Source organism: Mycoplasma sp. 6243, assembly GCF_051200785.1.
In the GTDB taxonomy this organism is placed as follows: domain Bacteria; phylum Bacillota_I; class Bacilli_A; order Mycoplasmatales; family Metamycoplasmataceae; genus Mycoplasmopsis.
On record NZ_CP195154.1, the window covers coordinates 217,871 to 238,539 of the forward strand.

Here is a 20,669-nt window from a genome sequence, read left to right on the forward strand (position 1 = left end):
CATCTTTTTTATACATTTTTATCTTTAAATTTACTTGCACTTTGCAAAAAGCGAGTAAATAATTTATGTGGTTGTAATGGTCGCGCAGTAAATTCTGGGTGATATTGTACCCCAATATAAAAATCTTGGGTTGGATCTTCACAGGTCTCCACAAGTTTTAAAGTAGGGTGAAAACCACTAAATATAAAGTCATCACTTTGGATGTTATTTATATATGCTGAATTAACTTCATATCTATGACGGTGACGCTCTCAAATAGAATCCGATTTATAATATTTACTAATGAGTGAATTAGGCTTAAATACAGTTTCATAAGCACCAAGACGCAAGGTTCCACCCAAATTATCTTTAGCACTTTTCCCTTTAATAAAATCGAGCACATAAATTTCGTTTTCACCTTGTGCAAATTCTCGAGAAGTAGCATTGGTTAAACCTTGTTTGCGTGCCTGTGCGACTGTCATAGCCTGCATTCCTAAGCATATCCCGAAAGTAGGGATTTTTTCTTCTTTTGTGTATTTTGCTGCTAAAACTTTTCCTTCAAACCCACGGATACCAAAACCGGGAAGGATAACAACTCCATCTGCATTTGATAATATTTGCTTAATATTTTCTTCGTTCAGGGTGCTTGAATCAACATATTCTAAGTTTATGTCTATTTTTAAATCAATTGCAGAAATTTTTAGTGCTTCATTAATTGATTTATATGCATCTGAAAAACTTGTATATTTACCTAGCATTTTTATTACAAGTGATTTTTGTTTGTTAGCTGCAACTTTACGAGCAAATGCTTTTCAATCATCTAATTTTGCCTGATTATCTTGCATATTAAAATATTTTAAGATATTCGAAGCAACATTTTTTTTATTTAAATATAAAGGAATATCATAAATATTTGATAAATCAGGGACAGAAACCACATATTCATCGGTTAATAAAGAAGTATATGCAACTTTTTTTATTATTTCGTTTGGAAGCGAATCATCAGAACGTAGTAAAATCATATTAGGTTTAACACCTAAACCTTTTAAAGTTGATACTGAAAACTGTGTAGGTTTTGTTTTAAAATCACCTGATGTTTTTAAAAAAGGAACATATGTAACATGGATAAAGAAAGTGTCGTTAGAATTTGAATAACCCATTTGTGATAAAGCATGAATAAAAGGATTTGATTCGATGTCACCAACAGTACCACCAACTTCGATGATAACAAAATCACTGTTATATTTTTTTTCTATATTTTTTATAACAGAAATTATTTCATTAGTTACATGCGGGACATATTGAACAGTTTTACCTTTAAAAACACCTTTGCGCTCTTTTTCAAGAATGTTTTGAAATATACGTCCACTGGTAAAATTCGAATCCTTTGAAAAGTTTTCATTAATAAATCTTTCATAGTGTCCTAGGTCTAAATCAGTTTCTCCACCATCCTCAGTAACATAAACTTCACCGTGTTCAAATGGTGACATCACCCCTGGATCAACATTTAAATACGGGTCTAATTTTAAAACAAAAATACTATAACCTTTTGCTTTGAGCAGGTTTCCAATTGATGCTGCCGCAACACCTTTGCCTAACCCTGAAATAACACCACCTGTGATAAATATAAATTTTGACATAAAATACCTCTGTTTTTATATTATAAATTAATCTATTATTTTAGTGTAAATTATTTATTAAAAACAAAACCAGCAAAGCTGGCTAAATAATAGACACTTCTATTAATGTTTTTTCATCATCTTTTTGTGCTTCAATTACTTTAAAAACAACTTTGTTTTCTAAAACAAAACGTGATTTTTTATATAAACGATCTCGATGTATTTTTTGAGAAAATCATTTATATAAAGTAAGTTCTTTCTCGTTTTCATTTAATAAATCAGCAGAAAGCTCAAGTTGTTTGAAAAGATCGTGCATTACGACATTACCCTTTACTCTTGATTTTTCAAGTGAAATTTCATAAATTTCTTCATCATCATCATATTCATCGTAAATTTCACCAATAATTTCTTCAATAATATCTTCAATAGTTATAATTCCTACAATATCAGGTGAATTATTATTTTCTACAACAAATGCCATATGTGCGCGGGCAGCACGCATTTTCTCTAGGGCGGATGATAATATTGAATTAGCAGAGACAAAAGGAACAGATTTTACATATTTTTCAATCCGACCTTTTTCGATATCAAAAATATCTTTCAATAATACTATTCCTATTAACTCATTTTTTTTGACAACTGGTATCCTTGAATAATTTGTTTCTTTAAATACTTGTTTTGCTTCAGAAACAGTTGACCGATAATTTAGTATTGTTACATCTTTAAGTTTTATATAATGAGATAAAACCTTGGTAGAATCTAGATCTAATGCTTTTTTAGCAAGTAAACTTTCTCCAGTTTGTAGCACACCTTCGCTTTGGGCAAGGTTAATCATATTTTTTAAATCTTCTTCAGAGTTTGTTACATAAACTTGTTTTGAAATTTTTGAAATCGGCCAAGTTAAAATTCAAAAAACTCAGTAACATACATCGATGTATCAACTAAAAAGTTGTAAGTATTTTTTTGGATATTTTTTTGCTAATAATTTCGGTGTAATTTCACCAAAAATAACTAGTAAAGGTGTTACAATAGCAGTTGAAATAATAATAGATAAAGTATTATTGTTAGGAATTAGTTGTGATAAAAATCACGATGTCAGAATTGATGAAATAACATTAACTAGGTTGTTTCCGATTAAAATAGTTGTCAGAATCCGATTATAACGTTTAGTATGCTTGCTAATAAGTTTGCTTGCTCGCTCTTTATTTTCTTCCATTTCATAGATTTTTGCTTTTGAAAAAGTAGAATAAGCTGTTTCGCAACCACTATAAATTGCTGATAGAATAAATAGAAGCAGTAAAAATGGTAAAACTATAAAATGCATCATACTCCTATATAAGGATTCTGACTAGTGGAATAAGGGTCCATTATTCGTCCTTTCTAAATTCGTGTTCCTTAAAAGTAACAATTCTTCCTTCGTATAATAATTCTGCATAACCAGGTGAACCGTTACGGTTTTTTGCGATTGTTACTTCAGTTAATTTGTATTCATCGGTGATATCGTTACTATTTTGATTTTTCTTTTTATCTAAGATAGTGCGAGATAAAAAGATTACAATATCTGCATCTTGTTCAATGCTACCCGATTCGCGTAAATCTATTAATTGTGGACGTTTATCTTCTCTGTTTTCTACATTACGAGTAAGTTGTGATAGTGCCATAATCGGGATTTTAAGATCTAATGCCATTGTTTTTAATGATCGAGAAATAGCAGAAACTTCAGTATTACGATTACCACCATGACCATCACTGCTGACAAGTTGCAGATAATCAACAATTACAAAACTTAAACCACCATTTAAATCTTTATTCAGTTGCTTTATTTTTCAAATGATATCCTGAATTTTGCTTGTAGCAACATCATCAAAATATAAATTAGACTGTTCCTTGGTAATAGCAGCGATATTTCGTAATTTCATAAAGTCATCGTGCTTTAAAAATTTGGGGTTTTGTAATTTATTCAATTCGATATTTGAAATAGATGCATAAAAACGTGAAACTAATTCATGCACGGGCATTTCCAGTGAAATAAAAGCACATGATTTGTTTGGGTCTTTTGTAATATTTTTGGCAATGTTTAATGCTAATGCAGTCTTTCCTACCCCCGGACGAGCTCCTAATACGATAAATTGACCTGGTTTGAATCCTTTGGTATATTGATCAATTGCATCAAAACCACTAAAAACTAATGCTGCATCAACATCACCACTTTGAATCATTTGTTCAAGTTTTTCAATAAAACTATCTGTTGCATCATTTAATGAAATAAACGAACTGTTTTTTAATCCCCGCTCATTATGTGTAAGAATAAATGTTTCAAAGTCATTTAATGAGTTTTCCCAAGAAATTTCGTTGTTAGTTTTAAATGCTTGTAAACTTTCTCCATAAAAAACTTCTAATGCACGTAAACGGGTTAATTCAATTAGTTTTTCAACATTATAATTAAAATTAGATTGATTATTAAATTGTGTAGAAAGGGAACTTAATAAGGCTTCATTTACTAATGAATAACGATTTCTTAGTGAAACATCAGATTCTAATGTTTCAGTCAATTCAATGTAACCGTAAAAAGTAGGATGAGGAGAAGATTTGCTACGTTTGTATTTGATTAAGTCAAAAAGTTGCTTATGCTCAGGAATAAAAAAGTCGTCAATATCTAAATAATCACAACCCAAATGTTGCTTTTCATCATCTGTTAAAATAAGTGCAAGCATTTCACGTTCAACGCTCTTATCAACAAATAATGTATTATTGTAGGCTTTAATTTTTAGATCTTCAAAATTTTTATAAAAAGGCTTTTTAAATTTATTTTTTAACATTAATTATAATTTGAATTTTTATTTTAGCAACAATGTCTTTGTATAAGGTAGCATCGATTTCGTGATTTCCTTCGGAAACTAAATGAATTTTTTGCAAAGAATGCTTTGGAAGTTTAAATCCTAATTCCTTGAGTTCTTTATCAACATCTTTTGTAGAAACCGAACCATGTACATTTAAATTTGAATTAGCATCAATATTTGCTGTTAATTGAAATTTTAAGGTTATATCTTCAAGTTTTTCTTTTTGTCTTAATGCGTTGGTGCGATTTTCGTGTTCGTTAGCAACTAAATCATTAAGTCTCTTTTCTAATTGTACTTTTGTTTGAACATTAAGTGCAACACCTAATCCTTTACGAATTAGAAAATTTGTTCCATATCCGGGGGCTACATCGATGATAGTGTTAGCTTTACCATCTTTACAATCTTTTAATAAAATTATTTTCATATTATGTCCTTTCAACAACTGTAATTGCATGTCTTATGTTATTTGCGAATGTTTCTAAATCTTCATCAGATTCTGCTGCAGCGGTTGCAAAGTGTCCACCTCCACCGACCATTTCTGCAATTACTTGTACGTTTGTATCAATTCCGCGCGCACTTAATTTATATCTTTTAGAATTAGGTAATTTACCTACTACAAATGAAGCACGACGACCACGCACTTTTAGTACTTCATTTGCAGCTATTGAGATAACATCATTTGATGCTTCTTGATTTGAATAAGCAAGATAATATCCATCTTTAATTTCAAGGATATTTTCTAACAATGCTTTTACTTTTTTTGCTGTTTCATCATCATATTTTAAAAGTTCACCACTAATGTTTGGTTCAGCACCCAACGATTCTAATCATGCAGCTGCTTCAAAAGCACGTTTTGATGCTGACTTAGAAAACTGTGATGTGTCTAAATAAATACCATTTAAAAGCCATTGTGCCACTTCTTTGTTAACATCAACTTTATAAGATAAAAACATTAATATTTCGGTGACTATTTCAGATGCACTAGATGCAGTTGTATCTACATATAGATTGCTTTTTGGACAAAAATCAATAATTTTCCCTAGTCTATGGTGATCTATAACAAAAACATTATCACGATTTGTATTAACTAATGCATCAATGTTATCTGTTCTTTCAGGGTCAGAGTTATCTACTAGGAAAACCAATGAATCTTCAGATGTTAAATTATTTGCTTGTGTAGATTTGATAAATAAATTATTTTTTTTGGTTGCTTGTAAGAAATTTTTTGTTGTATTATCCATAGTCGTAATAGAAATATATGCATCCTTTTGAAAAGCTTTTGCAATTGTATATATTCCATAAGCAGAACCGATTGCATCTAAATCTGCTCATTTATGTCCATAAATAACAACATTTTTAATTTTATCATCGCTAAGCTTATTTGCGATAATTTGTGCTAAACCACTAATTCTGGTTCGATTTTTATTTGCAAATATTTCGGTGTATGATCCAAAATACTGTGGTTTACTAATATCAGAGAAGATTGCAACTTGTTCCCCTCCCCGTGATTGAGCTTGCACTAGTGCTTTTTTTGCTTGTGAAAGTTTTGTTTCTAATGAACTTCAACCTACTGCTAAGCCTAAAGAAACAGAAAGTTTTGTAACTTCTTTATCAATAAGTCGATCATTGATTTTAGTAAAAATTTCAAAATTTGTTTCTTTAAGTTTTGTTAAAGAAAATTCATTAGTCAGAATAATAAATTTACCATTTGTATATTGACGATAAATTAAATTATATTTTTCGACCGATTCGTTTAATGCATCAATAATAACTTTATTAATTTTAAAAAGTTGTTCTTCAGAGAAAATTGATTGGTAGTGGCTGTAGTTATCTATTTCCAATTCACCGATAACTGGTTTTTGTTCGTGTAGTTCTTTTTTGTATAATGTTTTAATAGTGGTATCTCGTATTACAACTGTGTTATCTAATGGTCAAAATTGTGCTTCATAATAATTATTATTGTTTTGTAAAATTATATTTTCTGAGTTATTATATTTAATTTTACCTTTAACACTTGCATCAATTTTTTCGATTGCATCTGTAATTTTTAGTCCAATGAAATCATTATGAAAGTTATTTTTAATAAATTCACTAATCCAAATTACTTCAGCGGAGGTATCATAAATAATTAAACCAATTGAGTTATTAGTAATTATTTTTTCAACAAAACGATTAAATGAATGCTTTACTAATTCGCGTGATTTTGCAAAATTAATAATAGCAAAATATAAAATAAAAGTAATTAAGATTAAAGAAAAGAAAAGAGCAATAACTATTAAAACAAGATGTCATTTTTGTGGTTGCAAATTAATAAAGACTACCAAAAGAACTATTATTAAAATAAATAACAATATTCCTGATGTAATAAAAAATCATAATTTTTGCTTCGATTTCATTGATACCTTACCTTATATTTGTTTAATTATACAATAATTTATTTTATCTAAATTATATTCATATAAATTGAATCAACTTGTGAATAACTTTGAAGTTATCCACATTAAATCTAGTTTTTTTACTAAATAACACCTTTAAAAGTAAAACAGACTAATAAATGTGCAAATATTTTTATATTATATGCAAAATAAATATTATAAATATGTAAAAATATTTTAATTTATAATTTTCAATTTATAATTTAATAGAGTTTAAGACTCAGAAAGGGTGTATTATGCAAACGATATTAAAGATGTTACATTTAGATAACATCGAAAGTATGTCACCTAAGAAAAAGTTATTCTATGGATTATTATTATGAATTTCAATTTCTTTTGGTTATACACTATTTGTTGTAAATTTTGGTTTTAGTGGGTTGCTCAATGGTGGAGGAAAAGGCACACCTGGAGTTCTAGGACATTTTAATATAGAAAATAATGCTGCATTTCAGCTAACTAATCAAGCAACTAACTGAGGTATTACGATAGGTCGCGGGATTGGTTCAATATTAGTTGCTGTTATTTTAACTAGATTAGCACATCGTTGGACAGTTATTATAGCATTTATTTTGACTTTAATAGGTATTCCAGCGCAATGAATTTTTCCGGCTTCTCAAGGTGGATATGTAGGTTTTGTTATCTTTAGAACTTTGATGGCTATCGGTGGAACAATGTTGATTATTCTTACTCAGCCTGTTGTTGCTAGATTCTTTAATGCAAAAACTAAATCAATAGTTTCACAATTTGGGATTTGATTCTTCCCTCTTGGTTCAATTATAACAGTTGTAACATTTTTAGCAGCAAATCCTAATGATGTAAAAAGTGCATGACAAATCATTTTTACTGTAATTAGTGCATTAAACATTATACCATTGCTTATTTTCATTTTTGTTGGTTCTAGATTCGGAATTAAAACAGCACAAGAGCGAGCAAAAGAACCTAATCCATTCGTATTTTTATGAATGTATTTGAAGAAAAAGCAAACATACATTTGAATTTTAGTTTATGGTGGATGATTATGCGCAGTAGTACTTCCACAAGTTTTATCTAAAAGATTATTTATTGATTTAACAACACTTAGAAACTTTGATAAAGCAACAAAAGAAATTGCTTCTGCTCCTTTAGAAAAACTAATAAATATTTGATTAGTTATTTATTGAGCAGCAGTGTTTTTAGGTCCTATTACAATCGGGCTTTGATCAAGATTTAAATTAAAACGTAAACTTTATCAAGTATTTGCTCTAACATTCGGAATATTATTTTACATATTCTCAATGGTTGTATTTACCAAATGAATTGTTCCTTCAAACGGAAGCATTGGTTCACAAGTAATATTCTACATTTTCGCATTTATCACCGGATTATGTCTTTGAGGAATTCAAGGTGTTATGCTTAATCTACCACACGAATATCCAGAACGTGACCCACAAACCATTGGTTGAATGTTTAGTTTAATTTGAGGATTTGGATACTTAATGTTTACAGTTGGATTAATTATTATTTCAGCTGTTACATTAATTGGTAAGAGTGTAAATCCAGTTGCTGCAGGACAAGTTGATCCAAATACACTTAAATATTCAATAATTCAGTTTATCTTAATTATTGTCTTTGGATTGATTTCTGTACTTGGTACCTTGTTGCTTCGCGAACCAGATCCAAATGCAGAATCGATGCCAAGTTGAATGAAAAAGATCTTTGGTTTTTTAGGTAAAAGAAAAAACCTAGATAAAAATTAAGCAAAGACTTACATAAAAACAACAACTCTATGGAATTGTTGTTTTTAATAAAATACATGAATAAATTATATAATTAAAGAATTAAGGAGTTATATGAGTGCAACTGAAAAAGCAATTATAGATAAAATAATCAATGAATCATTAGATAAAATAATGGCAGAAAGATTTGGTCGCTATGCAAAATATGTTATCCAACAACGAGCATTACCGGATATTAAAGACGGGTTAAAACCCGTTCAAAGACGGATTTTATATTCAATGTATGGATTAGGTCTTGATTATTATAAGTCTTATAAAAAATCAGCTAGAGTAGTAGGTGATGTTATTGGTAAATACCACCCACACGGTGATTCATCGGTTTATGAAGCGATGGTTAATATGTCACAGTCTTGAAAATCAAATATTCCGTTACTTGATATGCATGGAAATATCGGGTCAGTAGATAATGATCCTGCTGCTGCAATGCGTTATACCGAAGTAAGATTATCAAAAGTATGTCAATATATTTTAAATGATTTAAAAAAGAATACTGTTGCATTTATTCCTAACTTTGATGATAGTGAGCAAGAACCTGCTGTGCTACCATCAATTTTTCCTACATTATTAGTGAATGGAGCAAAAGGAATTGCTGTTGGTATGGCTACTGATTTACCACCACATAATCTTAGTGAAGTCATTGATGCTACTATTGCAAAAATCAAAAAGCCTTATATAACCTTAAAAGAAGTTCAAAAATACATTTTTGGACCAGATTTTCCGACAGGTGGGATTATCAAAGGAATCAAAGGGATTAATGATGCTTTTGAATTTGGTAATAATCCAAAAGAAAAAATACATTTATATAGTAAATGTAATTTATATACAAAAGATAATTATAAGTATATAGAAATTACACAGATTCCCTATGGAGTTGCTAAATCAGCATTGGTATATGAAATTGATTTATTAATTAACAAAGGTGAAATCGATGGGGTAATTGAAATTAAGGATCAATCTGATCGAAATGGAATAAATATTCTTATTACGATGCACCCAAGTGTTAATGAACAAAGTGTGTTATCATATTTATACCAAAAAACACAACTTAAGGTTTCTTATTCATATAATAATACTGTGATTCAAAATAATCAACCTAAACTTTTATCTCTATTAGATATGCTTGAAAGTTATTCATTGCAAGTTAAGAATATAAAAATCAAGACATTGCAATATGATTTAACAAAGAACAAATTACGTTTAGAAATTGTTAAAGGTTTTATTAAAGTTTCTGAAATTACAGATAAAGTTATTAAAGTTATCCGTCAATCAGAAGGTTCAAAAGCAGGTGTGATAAAAGATTTGATGCATTATTTTGCATTTAGTGAAATTCAAGCAACAGCAATCGCTGAGTTAAGATTGTACCGTTTAAGTAAGACAGATAAACAGGCATATTTAAAAGAAAAAGAAGATTTAGAAAAAGAAATTGCTCATATTGAACAATTGCTTAGTGATCCACAAAAATTTAATAATTTTATTATAAAAATACTTAATGAAATTAAAAAAGAGTTTGCTAGTCCGAGAAAAACTTTGATAGAAACTGAAAGTTTTGATTTTTCACATAAAGAAACCGACTTAATTAAAGAAGAAGATGTTTATATTTGTGTTTCGCAAAATGGCTATATTAAAAGATTTAGTCAAAAAACACAAGAAAATAATAATTTAAGCAATTATTATCTTAAAGAAGATGACAACATTATTCATATATCTAAAATGAATACAATGCATAATTTACTAGTGTTTACTAATTTAGGTAATTACATAATTCTACCTATTCATAAAATAACTGAAAATAAATGAAAAGATTATGGAACATCTTTAAAAGAATTTTTCAACCTTAAAATAGATGAAAAGATTGTCTCTGTGATTGAAGTAGCAGATTGAAATTCTGATTTATTTATTGTCACTGGAAGCAAAAACGGATTTTTCAAAAGAACTAAATTAAGTGATTTTGCTGTCCAAAGAGTTAATAAAACTTATGTAGCAATGTCTTTAATTGATAATGATGTTATGCTTGGTGCTTATTTATCAAATAACCAAAACCATCTTTTAATAGTTTCCGATGAATCACTAATAACTTGCTATCCTGAAATAGAAATTAATACTTATGGAACCAAAGCAAAAGGGATAAAAGGTGTTTACTTGTCACTCAGTGATAAAGTTAGTGATTTTAGAATAATTAATTTAGATGATGAATATTTATTTGTTTCAAAACAAGGTTATTGAAACAAAATAAAGGGCTCAAAAATACCTATGACATCTAAATTAGTAAAAGGAAAAAAAATAACAGGAATCAAGGAATTAGGTGCTAATATTAAAGTTGCAAATATTAGCAGAAAACAAGAATTACTAATCCAATCCATAGAACATAATTTAATTAAATACTTAGGATATATAGAAATAAAAGAAAAAACAGGTTATATAGATTTTAATAATATTCAACATATTTTTATCAATGATATTCAGAAGCAAGAAAATATTGATCCATTAAGTGATTTTAGTGTTAAAACAATAAAAAAACACGATGAAAATATAAAAAAATCTGAAGAAAAAGTTAAAGAAAAAGAAAAGGATTTAGATTCTTTGCTAGATCGTGTGGATAAATTATTAGGATTAAAATAATATGGATAAAAAACACTTATACCATGTATTCAAAAGCGAAATATTGAATTTACATTCGATAAATGATATAGCAAAGTTATGAAACCTACATACTGGGACAATAAATCGTTGAATTTTAAAGCAAGAAGTACCAAGCAACTACTTTAACCATATAAATAAACTTTTAAATCATAAATATCAAGCTGATTTTAATGAGCAGCAGTATTATAAAAATATGGATCAGTTTTTTACGCCAGTAAAGGTTGCTAAACAAATGATTGAAAAAACGGTTAAATTTATTAAAAAACACTATGATATAGACTTAAAAGAATATGACTTAATAGAACCATCGGCTGGAAATGGGAGTTTTTCTAATAATTTTCCTAAGGAATTATTTAATCAAACTTATGCATTTGATATTGAACCACAAATAGAGAGTATTATCAAACAGGATTGATTAGAATATTATCCTAAAAACGAAAGAAACATTGTTATTGGAAATCCACCCTTTGGACTTCGTGGACAACTTGCTTTACAGTTTATCAATCATGCAGCAAAATTTTGTGACTTTATATGTTTTATTTTACCTCCACTCTTTAATTCTAATGGTAAAGGATCACCGATGCTAAGAATAAACAAGAATTTTTATTTAGCAGCAGAATTTAAGGTAAATGATGACAAATTTCATTATCCAAATAACAAGATTATTAATGTTAAAAGTATTTTTCAGATATGAACAAAACTACCATCTCATAGTGTAAAGCCAATTAAACCATCTCAAAAAATTAGTGAGTGGATAAAAGTATATTCGTTAAGTAATGGTTCTACACCGAGTTCAAAAAGAAATGTTAAAATGTTGGATAAGTGTGATTATTATCTACCATCTACAACATTTTCAGAAGTTAGTTTAGAAACATGTTTCTCTAAATTACCACATAATCGAGGATATGGTATTGTTATTTTAAAAGAAAAGCAAAGGATACAAAAAATAATTGAAAGTGTTGATTGAAAATCTAAAAGTTTTAAATCGACAAACTTTGCTAATAATCTTAGAACACAACTTATTATTGATGCTGTTGAAGAACGGATAAAAAATGATTAAAAGTATTTATGAAGAATTGATTGGATTAATTGATGAAGAAATTAACAAACATCCTTGGAAATTAACGGATAAATTTGCAAACATCAGAAAAATCCAAATTGATCAAAGAGGCAGAGTCGGAGAAAAGTTTTTTACAACTATATTTAAGGAATTAAATAAGGAAGTTATCTATCAACAAGATGGATTTGGTGATTGAGATATGGTAGTAGATGGAATTAAAATAGAAATAAAAACCGCAACCTTGGATGTTAGTAATAAGTTTCAGCATGAAGGGATTAAAGAAAATAAGTCTTGGGATGTTATAGCATTCTTGGATATTGCACCAAATGACTTATATATTAGTTTTATCCATAAAGATGATTTTAAGTTTGGTTTGCAAAAAGTTAAAAATGATTTAGTTATAAAATACGGGACAGTAAAAATTAATGGTAAGATTCAAAATATTCATTTTAGAGGCAAAGAACAAACAAGTAAAAGGGCAACAGGATCAGGTTATAAAGTAGATTTTAAATTAGAGGATTTAAAAATTACAAGAACTCTTAAGGATATCGAAAATATCTATGAGCAAGCGATAAAAGAAAAACCACACTAGTGGTTTAAACTTTTTTACATATTCAAAAGTAAGTATTATCAGCAAATTCTATAACTTCTTTTGTTTCGTTATAACTTTCATCTCTATTTATTGTAGAAATGACTTCAAAACCATTTTCAGTTAGCAAATTAACCAGTTCATCTTTATTATAAAGGTGAAAGAAATCATAAAAACCATCTTCGTTTTTAAAAATTAAGTCTCCTTTGCTTTCAATTTTAAATTCCTGAGTTTGTTGAATGTTTTCTAGTTTTAATCTTTGTCTATATTTTTCTTCATCTCTTAGGTGTGCTGTAAAGATAAAGATTCCGTTTGGTTTTAATGTACGATAAATTTCTTTTAATGCCAGAATACGAGATTTTTCAGATGGTATTCCGATAAAACCGTTAAAAGAAAAGAAAGCATATTCAAAAAAGTTGTTTGGGAAAATTAAATCACAAGCATCCATATATTTAAATCGAATTGTATTATTAGGGAGCGATTTTGCTATTTGCAATGCTGTATCAACCATTTCTTTTGAAATATCAATAGCATAGATATTTTGATATCCTAATTCTTGTAGATTAAATGATGTTCTACCTGCTCCACAACCTAAATCCAGTAAATTTTCTTGCTTATTTCTAAATCACTTATTAACTAAATCTAATTCAGATGTTCATAAACCTACATTAGTAATAGCTAACGAATATTTTAAAATACTAGTATTTTTTGAAAAGACAGATTTAGCGTTTTTCAAGTGCATCCAATCTTACTGAACCAATTACGTGATGAACAATATTTTTTTCTTCATCATAGCCGTTATCAGAAAGATCACTATATGAATTTCTTACTCCTATAGGTGTGATAACATCAAAATTAAAAGTTACATTGTATCCATTTGTAGTTGATTTTTTAATTATAACTTTCATATTTTGAATTGTTTTATCAGATGTGGGACTATTTATATTTTGATTAAGTCTACTAATGTATGGATATAACACAAATCCTTGATGTAAACCGATGTAATTTTTAGTGTTTAATGAAGCATACGTCACTTTATATGCATCTAATGGATCAGCTACATCAACTAATAATTTATCAAATATCTTTTTAGTGATAAGAGCAAGTTGCATATCACCTATTTCACTTGTGATATCTATATCTGCACTAGGATTTTTATGTTTGTCAATTGTTTGTTTTAACTTATTATTTTGTGTAATAATTGATGTTAGGTCTGCTGCTGTAATAAAGTAAGAAACTATATCGTTTTGCATATTAACATCTTTTTGTAGTTTTCTTAAACCGTTAAATTCAAATTCTTGATTAATAATTGCTTCATTTGAATGATTATCATGTTGATTTTCGATTAATACTTGAATTCCTAAGGTTCCTGCTTCATCGTTGAATTTAACACCTGTAATTTTATATTCATATAAGTTTTCTAATGATTTATTTTTTTCTAAAAACTGTGTTTTTAATGAATCATTTAAGGAAGCCACACCATTTGTAAATAAGCTAGTATTTTTATTAAATAGTTGTTCAAAATTAATAATTGTTTCACCTTCTTTTGCCTGCATTTGTAATTCATTATATTTATTTGGATCTTCTGTATACATTAACATATATGCAAGCAACGATGGAAAGAGTCTAGTTACCTTATCAGTAAGTGTTTTTTTGCTTAAAAAACTTTCTTTTTGGTTTGTTTTTGATGTAGAATTATTTACTTTAAAACCATTTATATTGAATCTTAAAGTTTTTTCTTCAATATTTGGATTTTTAGTAGTAAATGTTAACGCAATATTATTTATTGTTCCATTATTTTGGTTTGTATAAAAATCATTATTTGTATCAGTAAATGCTACATTATATTTATTCTGTAGTTCATTATTAATATTTAGTATGCTAAGTAAATTGCTTTTTTCAGCTTTTAATCTTAATCATGCAGCAGCAGAATCGTGTTCTTTATAGAATTTGTTTGCATTAGTTATAGTGATATTTTTTTGTAAGTTTATAACATCAGAAAAATCATTTTTCATTATTGATTGCTGTGGGTTAGTTTTAGATGTATCAGGGTGCTTTTGGATTTCTCTTATTTCTTGTTCGCTTTGCTTACTTGAATCGGTATTAGTTTTGTTTTCTGAGTTATCTGGTGTTTTAACATCTTTTGAAGTCTCATCGTTCTCTGGTTTATCAATTGGTTGTTGTTGCTGCTGTTGACTATCTGAAACTGGGTTTTTTGGTTTAGGAGTTGATGATTCATCATTTTTTGGTTCATGAGTTTCTGGATTACCTTGTATTTTTGATGGATTGCTGTGTTGCTGATTAGGTGGTGTATCGACAGGTTTTTTTATTTCAATCGGAGTTTCTTTAATTTCTTTTCTTGGTTTTTCTTGTGTTTTATTAGCACAAGCAACTGCTAAAATAGGAGCAGTTGCTAATGATGATAGTAATCAAAATATTCGTTTATTCTTTTTCATAGATAAATTCTATATTATATTTACACAAACAAAAATTTTATTTTCATATTATTTTCGTAATCTTAGTTAAATTATCTTAATTATTTGTTGTTATAAATCCAATCTTTGCTAAGATATAATATAATATACATAGAAACGGAGATAAAATGTATAAATACAAAGCAAAATTATTATCTAGCAATGAAGTCATTGCAAAAGCTAATTCATTAGAAGAATTAGAAGGTTTAATTAAAGGTTTCCGTCGTGGACAAAAACATGGCTTGCATACACAAGGAAATGAAAAAATTGAAATTATTCATGTTGAAAGAGATAACCTTAAAGGCGAACATTATTCAAAAGAAGTAGTTATTAAAACAGTTTAAATATCATAAAAGCAAGGGAACTTCCTTGCTTTTAATGCATTTTTTCTTCCAGTTTATCAAGTTTTTGTATGGTATGTTTAATTGTATCATAAACTGATGTTCTGGTTGTAGCAACAATTTCAGCAACTTCTGCATACGAGAGATCTTGATAAAAATATAACTGAAACAGTTGTTGTTGATTTTGTGTTAAAAAATTACGATATTTTTCAAATAATTTACTGTATTTTGTTAAATTTTCTAAACTCTTCTTAGACATCAATTAAATCCTTAGTCATCTGATAGATAAATAACTCTAAATCAAATTCTTGTAAGTCAGTTAGTTTTTCACCTAAACCAACATATTTAACTGATAAACCAAATTCATCTTTTATAGATAAAACAATTCCACCCTTAGAAGTTCCGTCCATTTTAGTTAAAATAATACCAGTTAAATCAGCAATTTCTTTAAAACTTTTTGCTTGTGATAATCCGTTTTGTCCTGTAGTTGCATCTAAAACAAGCAATGATTCATGTGGAGCTGATGGTTCAAATCTCTTGATGATGCCAACCATTTTCTCTAATTCTTTCATTAAATTTACCTTGCTTTGTAAGCGTCCAGCAGTATCAATGATTAATAAATCGTATGATTCATTTTTTGATTTCTCTAATGCTTTATAAACAACAGAAGCAGGGTCCTCACCATTCTTAGTTGGTTTGATAATATCAGCACCAATGCGTTCAGCTCAAATTCCTAATTGATTTACAGCACCCGCTCTAAATGTATCAGCAGCAGCGATTAATACTTTTTTACCATCATTTATATATTTATAAGCAATCTTAGCGATTGAAGTAGTTTTTCCAGAACCATTTACTCCGACAAAAATAAACACATTTAGCCTGTTGTCTTGATAATCTAATTGTGTATTAGTTACTGAATCATTTGTATAAATTAAAAACATTTGATCAGCAACTATTTCACCAATAAGCTTTGGATCATCGATATTATTGGTTTTAACCTCCTTTTTAATTCTTTCAAGCATAACATCAACTAATGAAGAATTGATATCAGACATTATTAAAAGTTCCATTAATTCGTCAAAAAAATCTTCATCAATTTTTAAATGTCGATTTTGAATCTCGAGAAGTTGCTTACCAAAATTTGAACTACTTGAAAGGCCACTTTCGTATTTTCTAAATTTTTCACTATTAATAATTTCTTTTTGTTTTTGGATCTCTATTTCTTGCTGTTTTTCTTCAATTGTTTTTTTATCTCGTTTAAAAACCTTATTGATTAAATTCTTAAAAAAGCCCATTATTCTCCTAAAATTATGTATAATAGATAATATATAAATATTTTAACAAAAAGCAAGTTAAAAAAATAAATAATTTTTTTCTTTGAAAAAAAACCCTTAGTGCTATAATTAAATAGCAAATAAAGATGCGAGTATAGTTTAATGGCAGAACTTCAGCCTTCCAAGCTGACTATGAGGGTTCGATTCCCTTTACTCGCTCCATTTCAAATAATTGACCAATAACAAGTTTGCTTGTTATTTTTTTAAAAACTTCACATATGTGCAGCCTATATAACTTTACCAATAATTTGATATCAATTTATTGTCCAAATTCACTAAAGTAGGACACCGTTGTGGTACCAACCCAGCGTCTTACTTTATATTAATCTTTTCTTCTTAGTTATATAATAAACAACATAATAAGTTGATAAATTTTATAAAATCTCATTTTTTACAAAAATCCATAGTTATAACTATGGATTAAATTCATCTAACTTATTTTGTCTATATCTTTTGGATTCTGATTTTCATTAATAATTTTAACTATTTTGGAATAAATAGGATTTATTTTTTGTAAGAATAAAAATGCCTCTTGGTGTTTTTGAACTAGATTAACTAAAATAGCATTTTCTTTCTTTTTATAATCCGCATCTTTTGAATCGGCCACTTTTGAAATATTATTTGAAATTTCTTTCATAAGCAATATTGCTTGTTTTAAAACAACATCATTTGCATCAAGTTGTTTAATAATTTTGATAAATGTAATAAAAATTTGATTTTTATAATTTTTAAGTAATTCTAGATGGTTATAAGTTCTAAAGATTAAATACTCATTTATAAATTCTTTGATGTTTTCTTCGTGTAATTTTTTTGTTATTTTATTTATCTGTTTATTATCTTTTGGGTTTTTTTGTTTAGTATCACTAATAGGATTAACTGGAACGACAGGAAAACTGTGTAATTTTTGTTGCTCTTTATATTTTAAAGAAATAATAACATTATATTTGCTTATAATATTCTCAAATACTTCAAATTCTTGTTTATACAGATTATTGTATTCTTGCTTTAATTTGGTGATTTCATCATTTAGATTTTGTGGTGTCTTAACTTCTGTGCTGTTGATAAAAGTAATTAATTTGTTTCAAATTTTAACTAAGTTATCCACATTTTTTGGTTCTAAGTTTACTAAGTTGCTGTGAATTTCACTTAAAAAATCTTTTGATGATTCATTATTAATATTTGCTTGGTATGAGACAAGCTGTTGTTGTAAAGTCCTACTTATTTGAGCAAGTAGATTTTCCTTTCTGGTTGTAAATTTAACTTCTAGTCTTTTATTAATAGGTTCTAAATCAGGAAGTTTATGGTTTTCGGTATTTTTAGGATTTTTGATAATATCAGCCTTTGAATCTTTCATTTTTGATTCATCGTCTTTTTTAACACCAGTTCCTTTATCATTAAAAATATTTGTCTTTGTTGTAATAAAATTATTTTCGTTATTTGAATTTATACTAAAAATAACTGCTGCTGATGTTGTTGCAGCAGAAATAACTGATGTAGTAATTCAAAATAACTTCTTTTTAGTTGACATTACAACCTCTGAATACTTATATATAATACTACTTTTTATAAATAAAAAACAGTTTTTTACCTGTATAAACATGGACACTTTTGTGGTACTAAAAATGTGTTTTGTTAAAAATTGAATTCTCTCCAACATTGTTGTGGAGTTTTCCAATTTAAAACTGATTGGAATCTAATTTTATTATAAAAATTTATATATTCATCAATTAATTGATAAATTTCGTTAAATGTTAATTTATTTAAGTTGTATAAATTTAAGCATTCTGATTTTATAACAGAAAAGAAATATTCTGATTCTCTGTTGTCTAGTGAATTTCCTATTCGTGACATTGAAATTTGAGCATTTAATTTTTGTGTTAACTTTATATATTCTTTTGAAGAATATTGATATCCGTGATCGGAATGAAGTATTCATTTATCTTTAAAATGAATTTTTGAAATGTAGCTCAATAACAAGTTTTGTGTCATTTGTTTCTGAAAGGTTTCAAGACACAACAGGCTTTTGTTTTGTGATGTATTGCAACTGATAAATATAAATGATTTGATTCTGAATCTTTTGGAGCAGTAATATATGAAACATCTATAGAAACAATGTTATTCTTTTCACCGTTATAATCTCTTTGCACAAGATCGATAAATTTTACATTTATATCCTTTTTTTCTTTTTTTCTTTTCTTTTGTCTAACGAGACATTTTAAAGAAAATTTGTTCATTATTCTCCCTATTTTCCTGTAATTTAGGTTTATTTTATATTTTTTGTAGATGTAAATCGATAATCTTACACGACCATATAAACCTTTATTTTCTTTGAAAGATTTAATAACAAGTTCTTCATCAGAAGTATTTTTAGGCTTCTGGTTTTGGTAAATTAATTTGTTTCTTTCATCTGAAATAACTAGTTCTTGAAATACCTAAAAGGTAAAGAATTTTGTTTAACGAAACATAAGAATTTAACTTCTTAATTTTTGAAATTGCTTCATCTAAATCGATTTCATTATTTGTGGATTCAGTAAAAATTTTCAAAATTTCTATCACAAACTCTTTGCTGTAATTATTCAGTTCATCGTATTTAATGTTTAACTTAATTTTCTTTCTTCCGACACCTTTATTTTTCTTCAAAGACTTTCCTGTCTTGCTGCATAAATTCATATTTAAATTATACATTTTTATCTTATTTTTGAAATTTTTAATTACTTCTTTTGTTAATTTTGTATTTCTAATTTTGCAAAATTCAATTCAAAAAATATTTACTTCAATTTTAGATTTACAACTTTGATATTTTTCGATTCAAAATTTTCATTGTTCGTGAGTTAGGTGTTTTGCACATATTTTTACCCTTTTTTATCAAAAAAATCGCCGGGGTGGTACCACCCCGGCGTCCTACTTTAGTAATCTAAACCATAAATATTTGAACCATATGAACCATAATTATTTATATTAGAGTAAGTATTAGGGATTGAGTTTGATTTACTTCTTGCTCATTGAGACACCCTTGAATTCATTTTAGAGATAATGTTTAAATATAGTTCTAATGTTTTTTTATCTTCGGGTGTGTTATGTTTTTTCTCTAAAGCGTTTGCTTCATTTTGAATTTTATTAAGGTCAATATTACCTGTTAAAGCAGAAGAAGTAATTTTATGAGATAAACTTTTGGTATCTTCAATAAAAGATTCCAATCTTTTTAATTCATTAATATCGTTAACTTGCTGTAACCCCTCAAGAGCAGCCTGTTTCATTTCATTAGTTAAGTCAGCAGGAAAAGAAATATGAATACCTAATGAATTATTAATACTAGAACTTTGTGATGTTATTAATGTAGTAAATTTTTGAGCAAGGTTCTGCTTTATAACATTAATATTTTCATTATTTTTAGCGATCTGTCTAATATCTTCTTCGTTTGTAGTTCCTTGATGTGACTTTTTACTTGCTTCTTGACTATTGTATATCGGAGCACAGGCAACTGTTAAAGCAACAGGTATTATAACAGAAGCAGCAGTAAAAGAAGAAATAAATTTTCGTTTTAATGTCATATTTTCCTTATTTAAATAGTAATATTTATAAT

The 20,669-nt window shown here is 27.7% G+C and carries 19 protein-coding genes and 1 tRNA gene; 6 read left to right on the top strand and 14 right to left on the bottom strand.

Translation table 4 applies throughout. The features are described 5' to 3' along the window. Positions 1-8 precede the first annotated feature (8 nt). From ACR82Z_RS00975 to ACR82Z_RS00995, 5 genes are all read right to left on the bottom strand, one after another. Positions 9-1,619, bottom strand: a complete 1,611-nt coding sequence (locus ACR82Z_RS00975; RefSeq protein WP_435129982.1) for a CTP synthase — start codon at positions 1,617-1,619, stop codon at positions 9-11. A gap of 82 nt (positions 1,620-1,701) precedes the next feature. Then, positions 1,702-2,925, bottom strand: coding sequence for a CNNM domain-containing protein (locus ACR82Z_RS00980; protein WP_435129985.1), 1,224 nt, complete (start codon positions 2,923-2,925; stop codon positions 1,702-1,704). A gap of 40 nt (positions 2,926-2,965) precedes the next feature. Then, positions 2,966-4,417 (bottom strand): DnaB-like helicase C-terminal domain-containing protein, encoded by a 1,452-nt coding sequence (locus ACR82Z_RS00985; protein WP_435129988.1) that lies wholly within the window; start codon positions 4,415-4,417, stop codon positions 2,966-2,968. Beyond that, a complete protein-coding gene (rplI, locus tag ACR82Z_RS00990) occupies positions 4,404-4,862 on the bottom strand; it encodes a 50S ribosomal protein L9 (protein WP_435129990.1) in 459 nt (152 codons plus the stop codon). Before rplI ends, ACR82Z_RS00985 begins: the two co-directional genes overlap by 14 nt. A gap of 1 nt (position 4,863) precedes the next feature. Beyond that, positions 4,864-6,834 (bottom strand): DHH family phosphoesterase, encoded by a 1,971-nt coding sequence (locus tag ACR82Z_RS00995; RefSeq protein ID WP_435129993.1) that lies wholly within the window; start codon positions 6,832-6,834, stop codon positions 4,864-4,866. Positions 6,835-7,109: 275 nt separating this feature from the next. Here ACR82Z_RS00995 and ACR82Z_RS01000 point away from each other — a divergent pair, with 275 nt between their 5' ends. From ACR82Z_RS01000 to ACR82Z_RS01015, 4 genes are all read left to right on the top strand, one after another. Beyond that, positions 7,110-8,609: a hexose phosphate transporter gene (locus ACR82Z_RS01000; RefSeq protein ID WP_435129997.1), complete on the top strand. Its 1,500-nt coding sequence runs from the start codon at positions 7,110-7,112 to the stop codon at positions 8,607-8,609. 93 nt (positions 8,610-8,702) lie between these two features. Continuing rightward, positions 8,703-11,267: a DNA topoisomerase (ATP-hydrolyzing) gene (locus ACR82Z_RS01005; protein WP_435130000.1), complete on the top strand. Its 2,565-nt coding sequence runs from the start codon at positions 8,703-8,705 to the stop codon at positions 11,265-11,267. 1 nt (position 11,268) lies between these two features. Further along, on the top strand, positions 11,269-12,348 hold the full coding sequence (locus ACR82Z_RS01010; protein WP_435130003.1) for a hypothetical protein: 1,080 nt from the start codon (positions 11,269-11,271) through the stop codon (positions 12,346-12,348). After that, positions 12,341-12,940 (top strand): hypothetical protein, encoded by a 600-nt coding sequence (locus ACR82Z_RS01015; protein ID WP_435130005.1) that lies wholly within the window; start codon positions 12,341-12,343, stop codon positions 12,938-12,940. Before ACR82Z_RS01010 ends, ACR82Z_RS01015 begins: the two co-directional genes overlap by 8 nt. A 4-nt stretch (positions 12,941-12,944) precedes the next feature. Here ACR82Z_RS01015 and ACR82Z_RS01020 read toward each other — a convergent pair whose 3' ends face one another. Together ACR82Z_RS01020 and ACR82Z_RS01025 are read right to left on the bottom strand one after the other, a co-directional pair. Beyond that, a complete protein-coding gene (locus ACR82Z_RS01020) occupies positions 12,945-13,673 on the bottom strand; it encodes a class I SAM-dependent methyltransferase (protein ID WP_435130008.1) in 729 nt (242 codons plus the stop codon). Beyond that, positions 13,660-15,393 (bottom strand): LppA-related lipoprotein, encoded by a 1,734-nt coding sequence (locus ACR82Z_RS01025; protein ID WP_435130010.1) that lies wholly within the window; start codon positions 15,391-15,393, stop codon positions 13,660-13,662. Before ACR82Z_RS01025 ends, ACR82Z_RS01020 begins: the two co-directional genes overlap by 14 nt. 146 nt (positions 15,394-15,539) lie before the next feature. On the opposite strand from ACR82Z_RS01025, the gene ACR82Z_RS01030 reads away from it, so the two are divergent. Then, positions 15,540-15,755, top strand: a complete 216-nt coding sequence (locus ACR82Z_RS01030; protein WP_435130013.1) for an MAG6790 family protein — start codon at positions 15,540-15,542, stop codon at positions 15,753-15,755. A gap of 31 nt (positions 15,756-15,786) precedes the next feature. Here the strand turns inward: ACR82Z_RS01030 and ACR82Z_RS01035 are convergent, their stop codons facing one another. Together ACR82Z_RS01035 and ftsY are read right to left on the bottom strand one after the other, a co-directional pair. After that, on the bottom strand, positions 15,787-16,011 hold the full coding sequence (locus ACR82Z_RS01035) for a sigma factor-like helix-turn-helix DNA-binding protein (protein WP_435130016.1): 225 nt from the start codon (positions 16,009-16,011) through the stop codon (positions 15,787-15,789). Continuing rightward, entirely contained in the window at positions 16,004-17,047 is a 1,044-nt protein-coding gene (gene ftsY / locus ACR82Z_RS01040; protein WP_435130018.1) for a signal recognition particle-docking protein FtsY, read from the bottom strand. The genes ACR82Z_RS01035 and ftsY overlap by 8 nt, the downstream gene beginning before the upstream one ends. Positions 17,048-17,174: 127 nt before the next feature. Here ftsY and ACR82Z_RS01045 point away from each other — a divergent pair. Continuing rightward, positions 17,175-17,248: transfer RNA gene (locus ACR82Z_RS01045), tRNA-Gly, on the top strand. Positions 17,249-17,516: 268 nt separating this feature from the next. Here the strand turns inward: ACR82Z_RS01045 and ACR82Z_RS01050 are convergent. From ACR82Z_RS01050 to ACR82Z_RS01070, 5 genes are all read right to left on the bottom strand, one after another. Continuing rightward, positions 17,517-18,614 carry a hypothetical protein gene (locus tag ACR82Z_RS01050; RefSeq protein WP_435130021.1) on the bottom strand — a complete coding sequence of 366 codons (1,098 nt, stop codon included), beginning with the start codon at positions 18,612-18,614 and terminating at the stop codon, positions 17,517-17,519. 104 nt (positions 18,615-18,718) lie between these two features. Next, on the bottom strand, positions 18,719-18,937 hold the full coding sequence (locus ACR82Z_RS01055) for an IS3 family transposase (protein WP_435130023.1): 219 nt from the start codon (positions 18,935-18,937) through the stop codon (positions 18,719-18,721). Between the two features lie 32 nt (positions 18,938-18,969). After that, positions 18,970-19,500: a transposase gene (locus tag ACR82Z_RS01060; protein WP_435130634.1), complete on the bottom strand. Its 531-nt coding sequence runs from the start codon at positions 19,498-19,500 to the stop codon at positions 18,970-18,972. Continuing rightward, positions 19,454-19,726 (bottom strand): hypothetical protein, encoded by a 273-nt coding sequence (locus tag ACR82Z_RS01065; RefSeq protein WP_435130026.1) that lies wholly within the window; start codon positions 19,724-19,726, stop codon positions 19,454-19,456. Before ACR82Z_RS01065 ends, ACR82Z_RS01060 begins: the two co-directional genes overlap by 47 nt. Before the next feature lie 266 nt (positions 19,727-19,992). Beyond that, on the bottom strand, positions 19,993-20,637 hold the full coding sequence (locus ACR82Z_RS01070; RefSeq protein WP_435130029.1) for a hypothetical protein: 645 nt from the start codon (positions 20,635-20,637) through the stop codon (positions 19,993-19,995). Between the last annotated feature and the right edge of the window lie 32 nt (positions 20,638-20,669).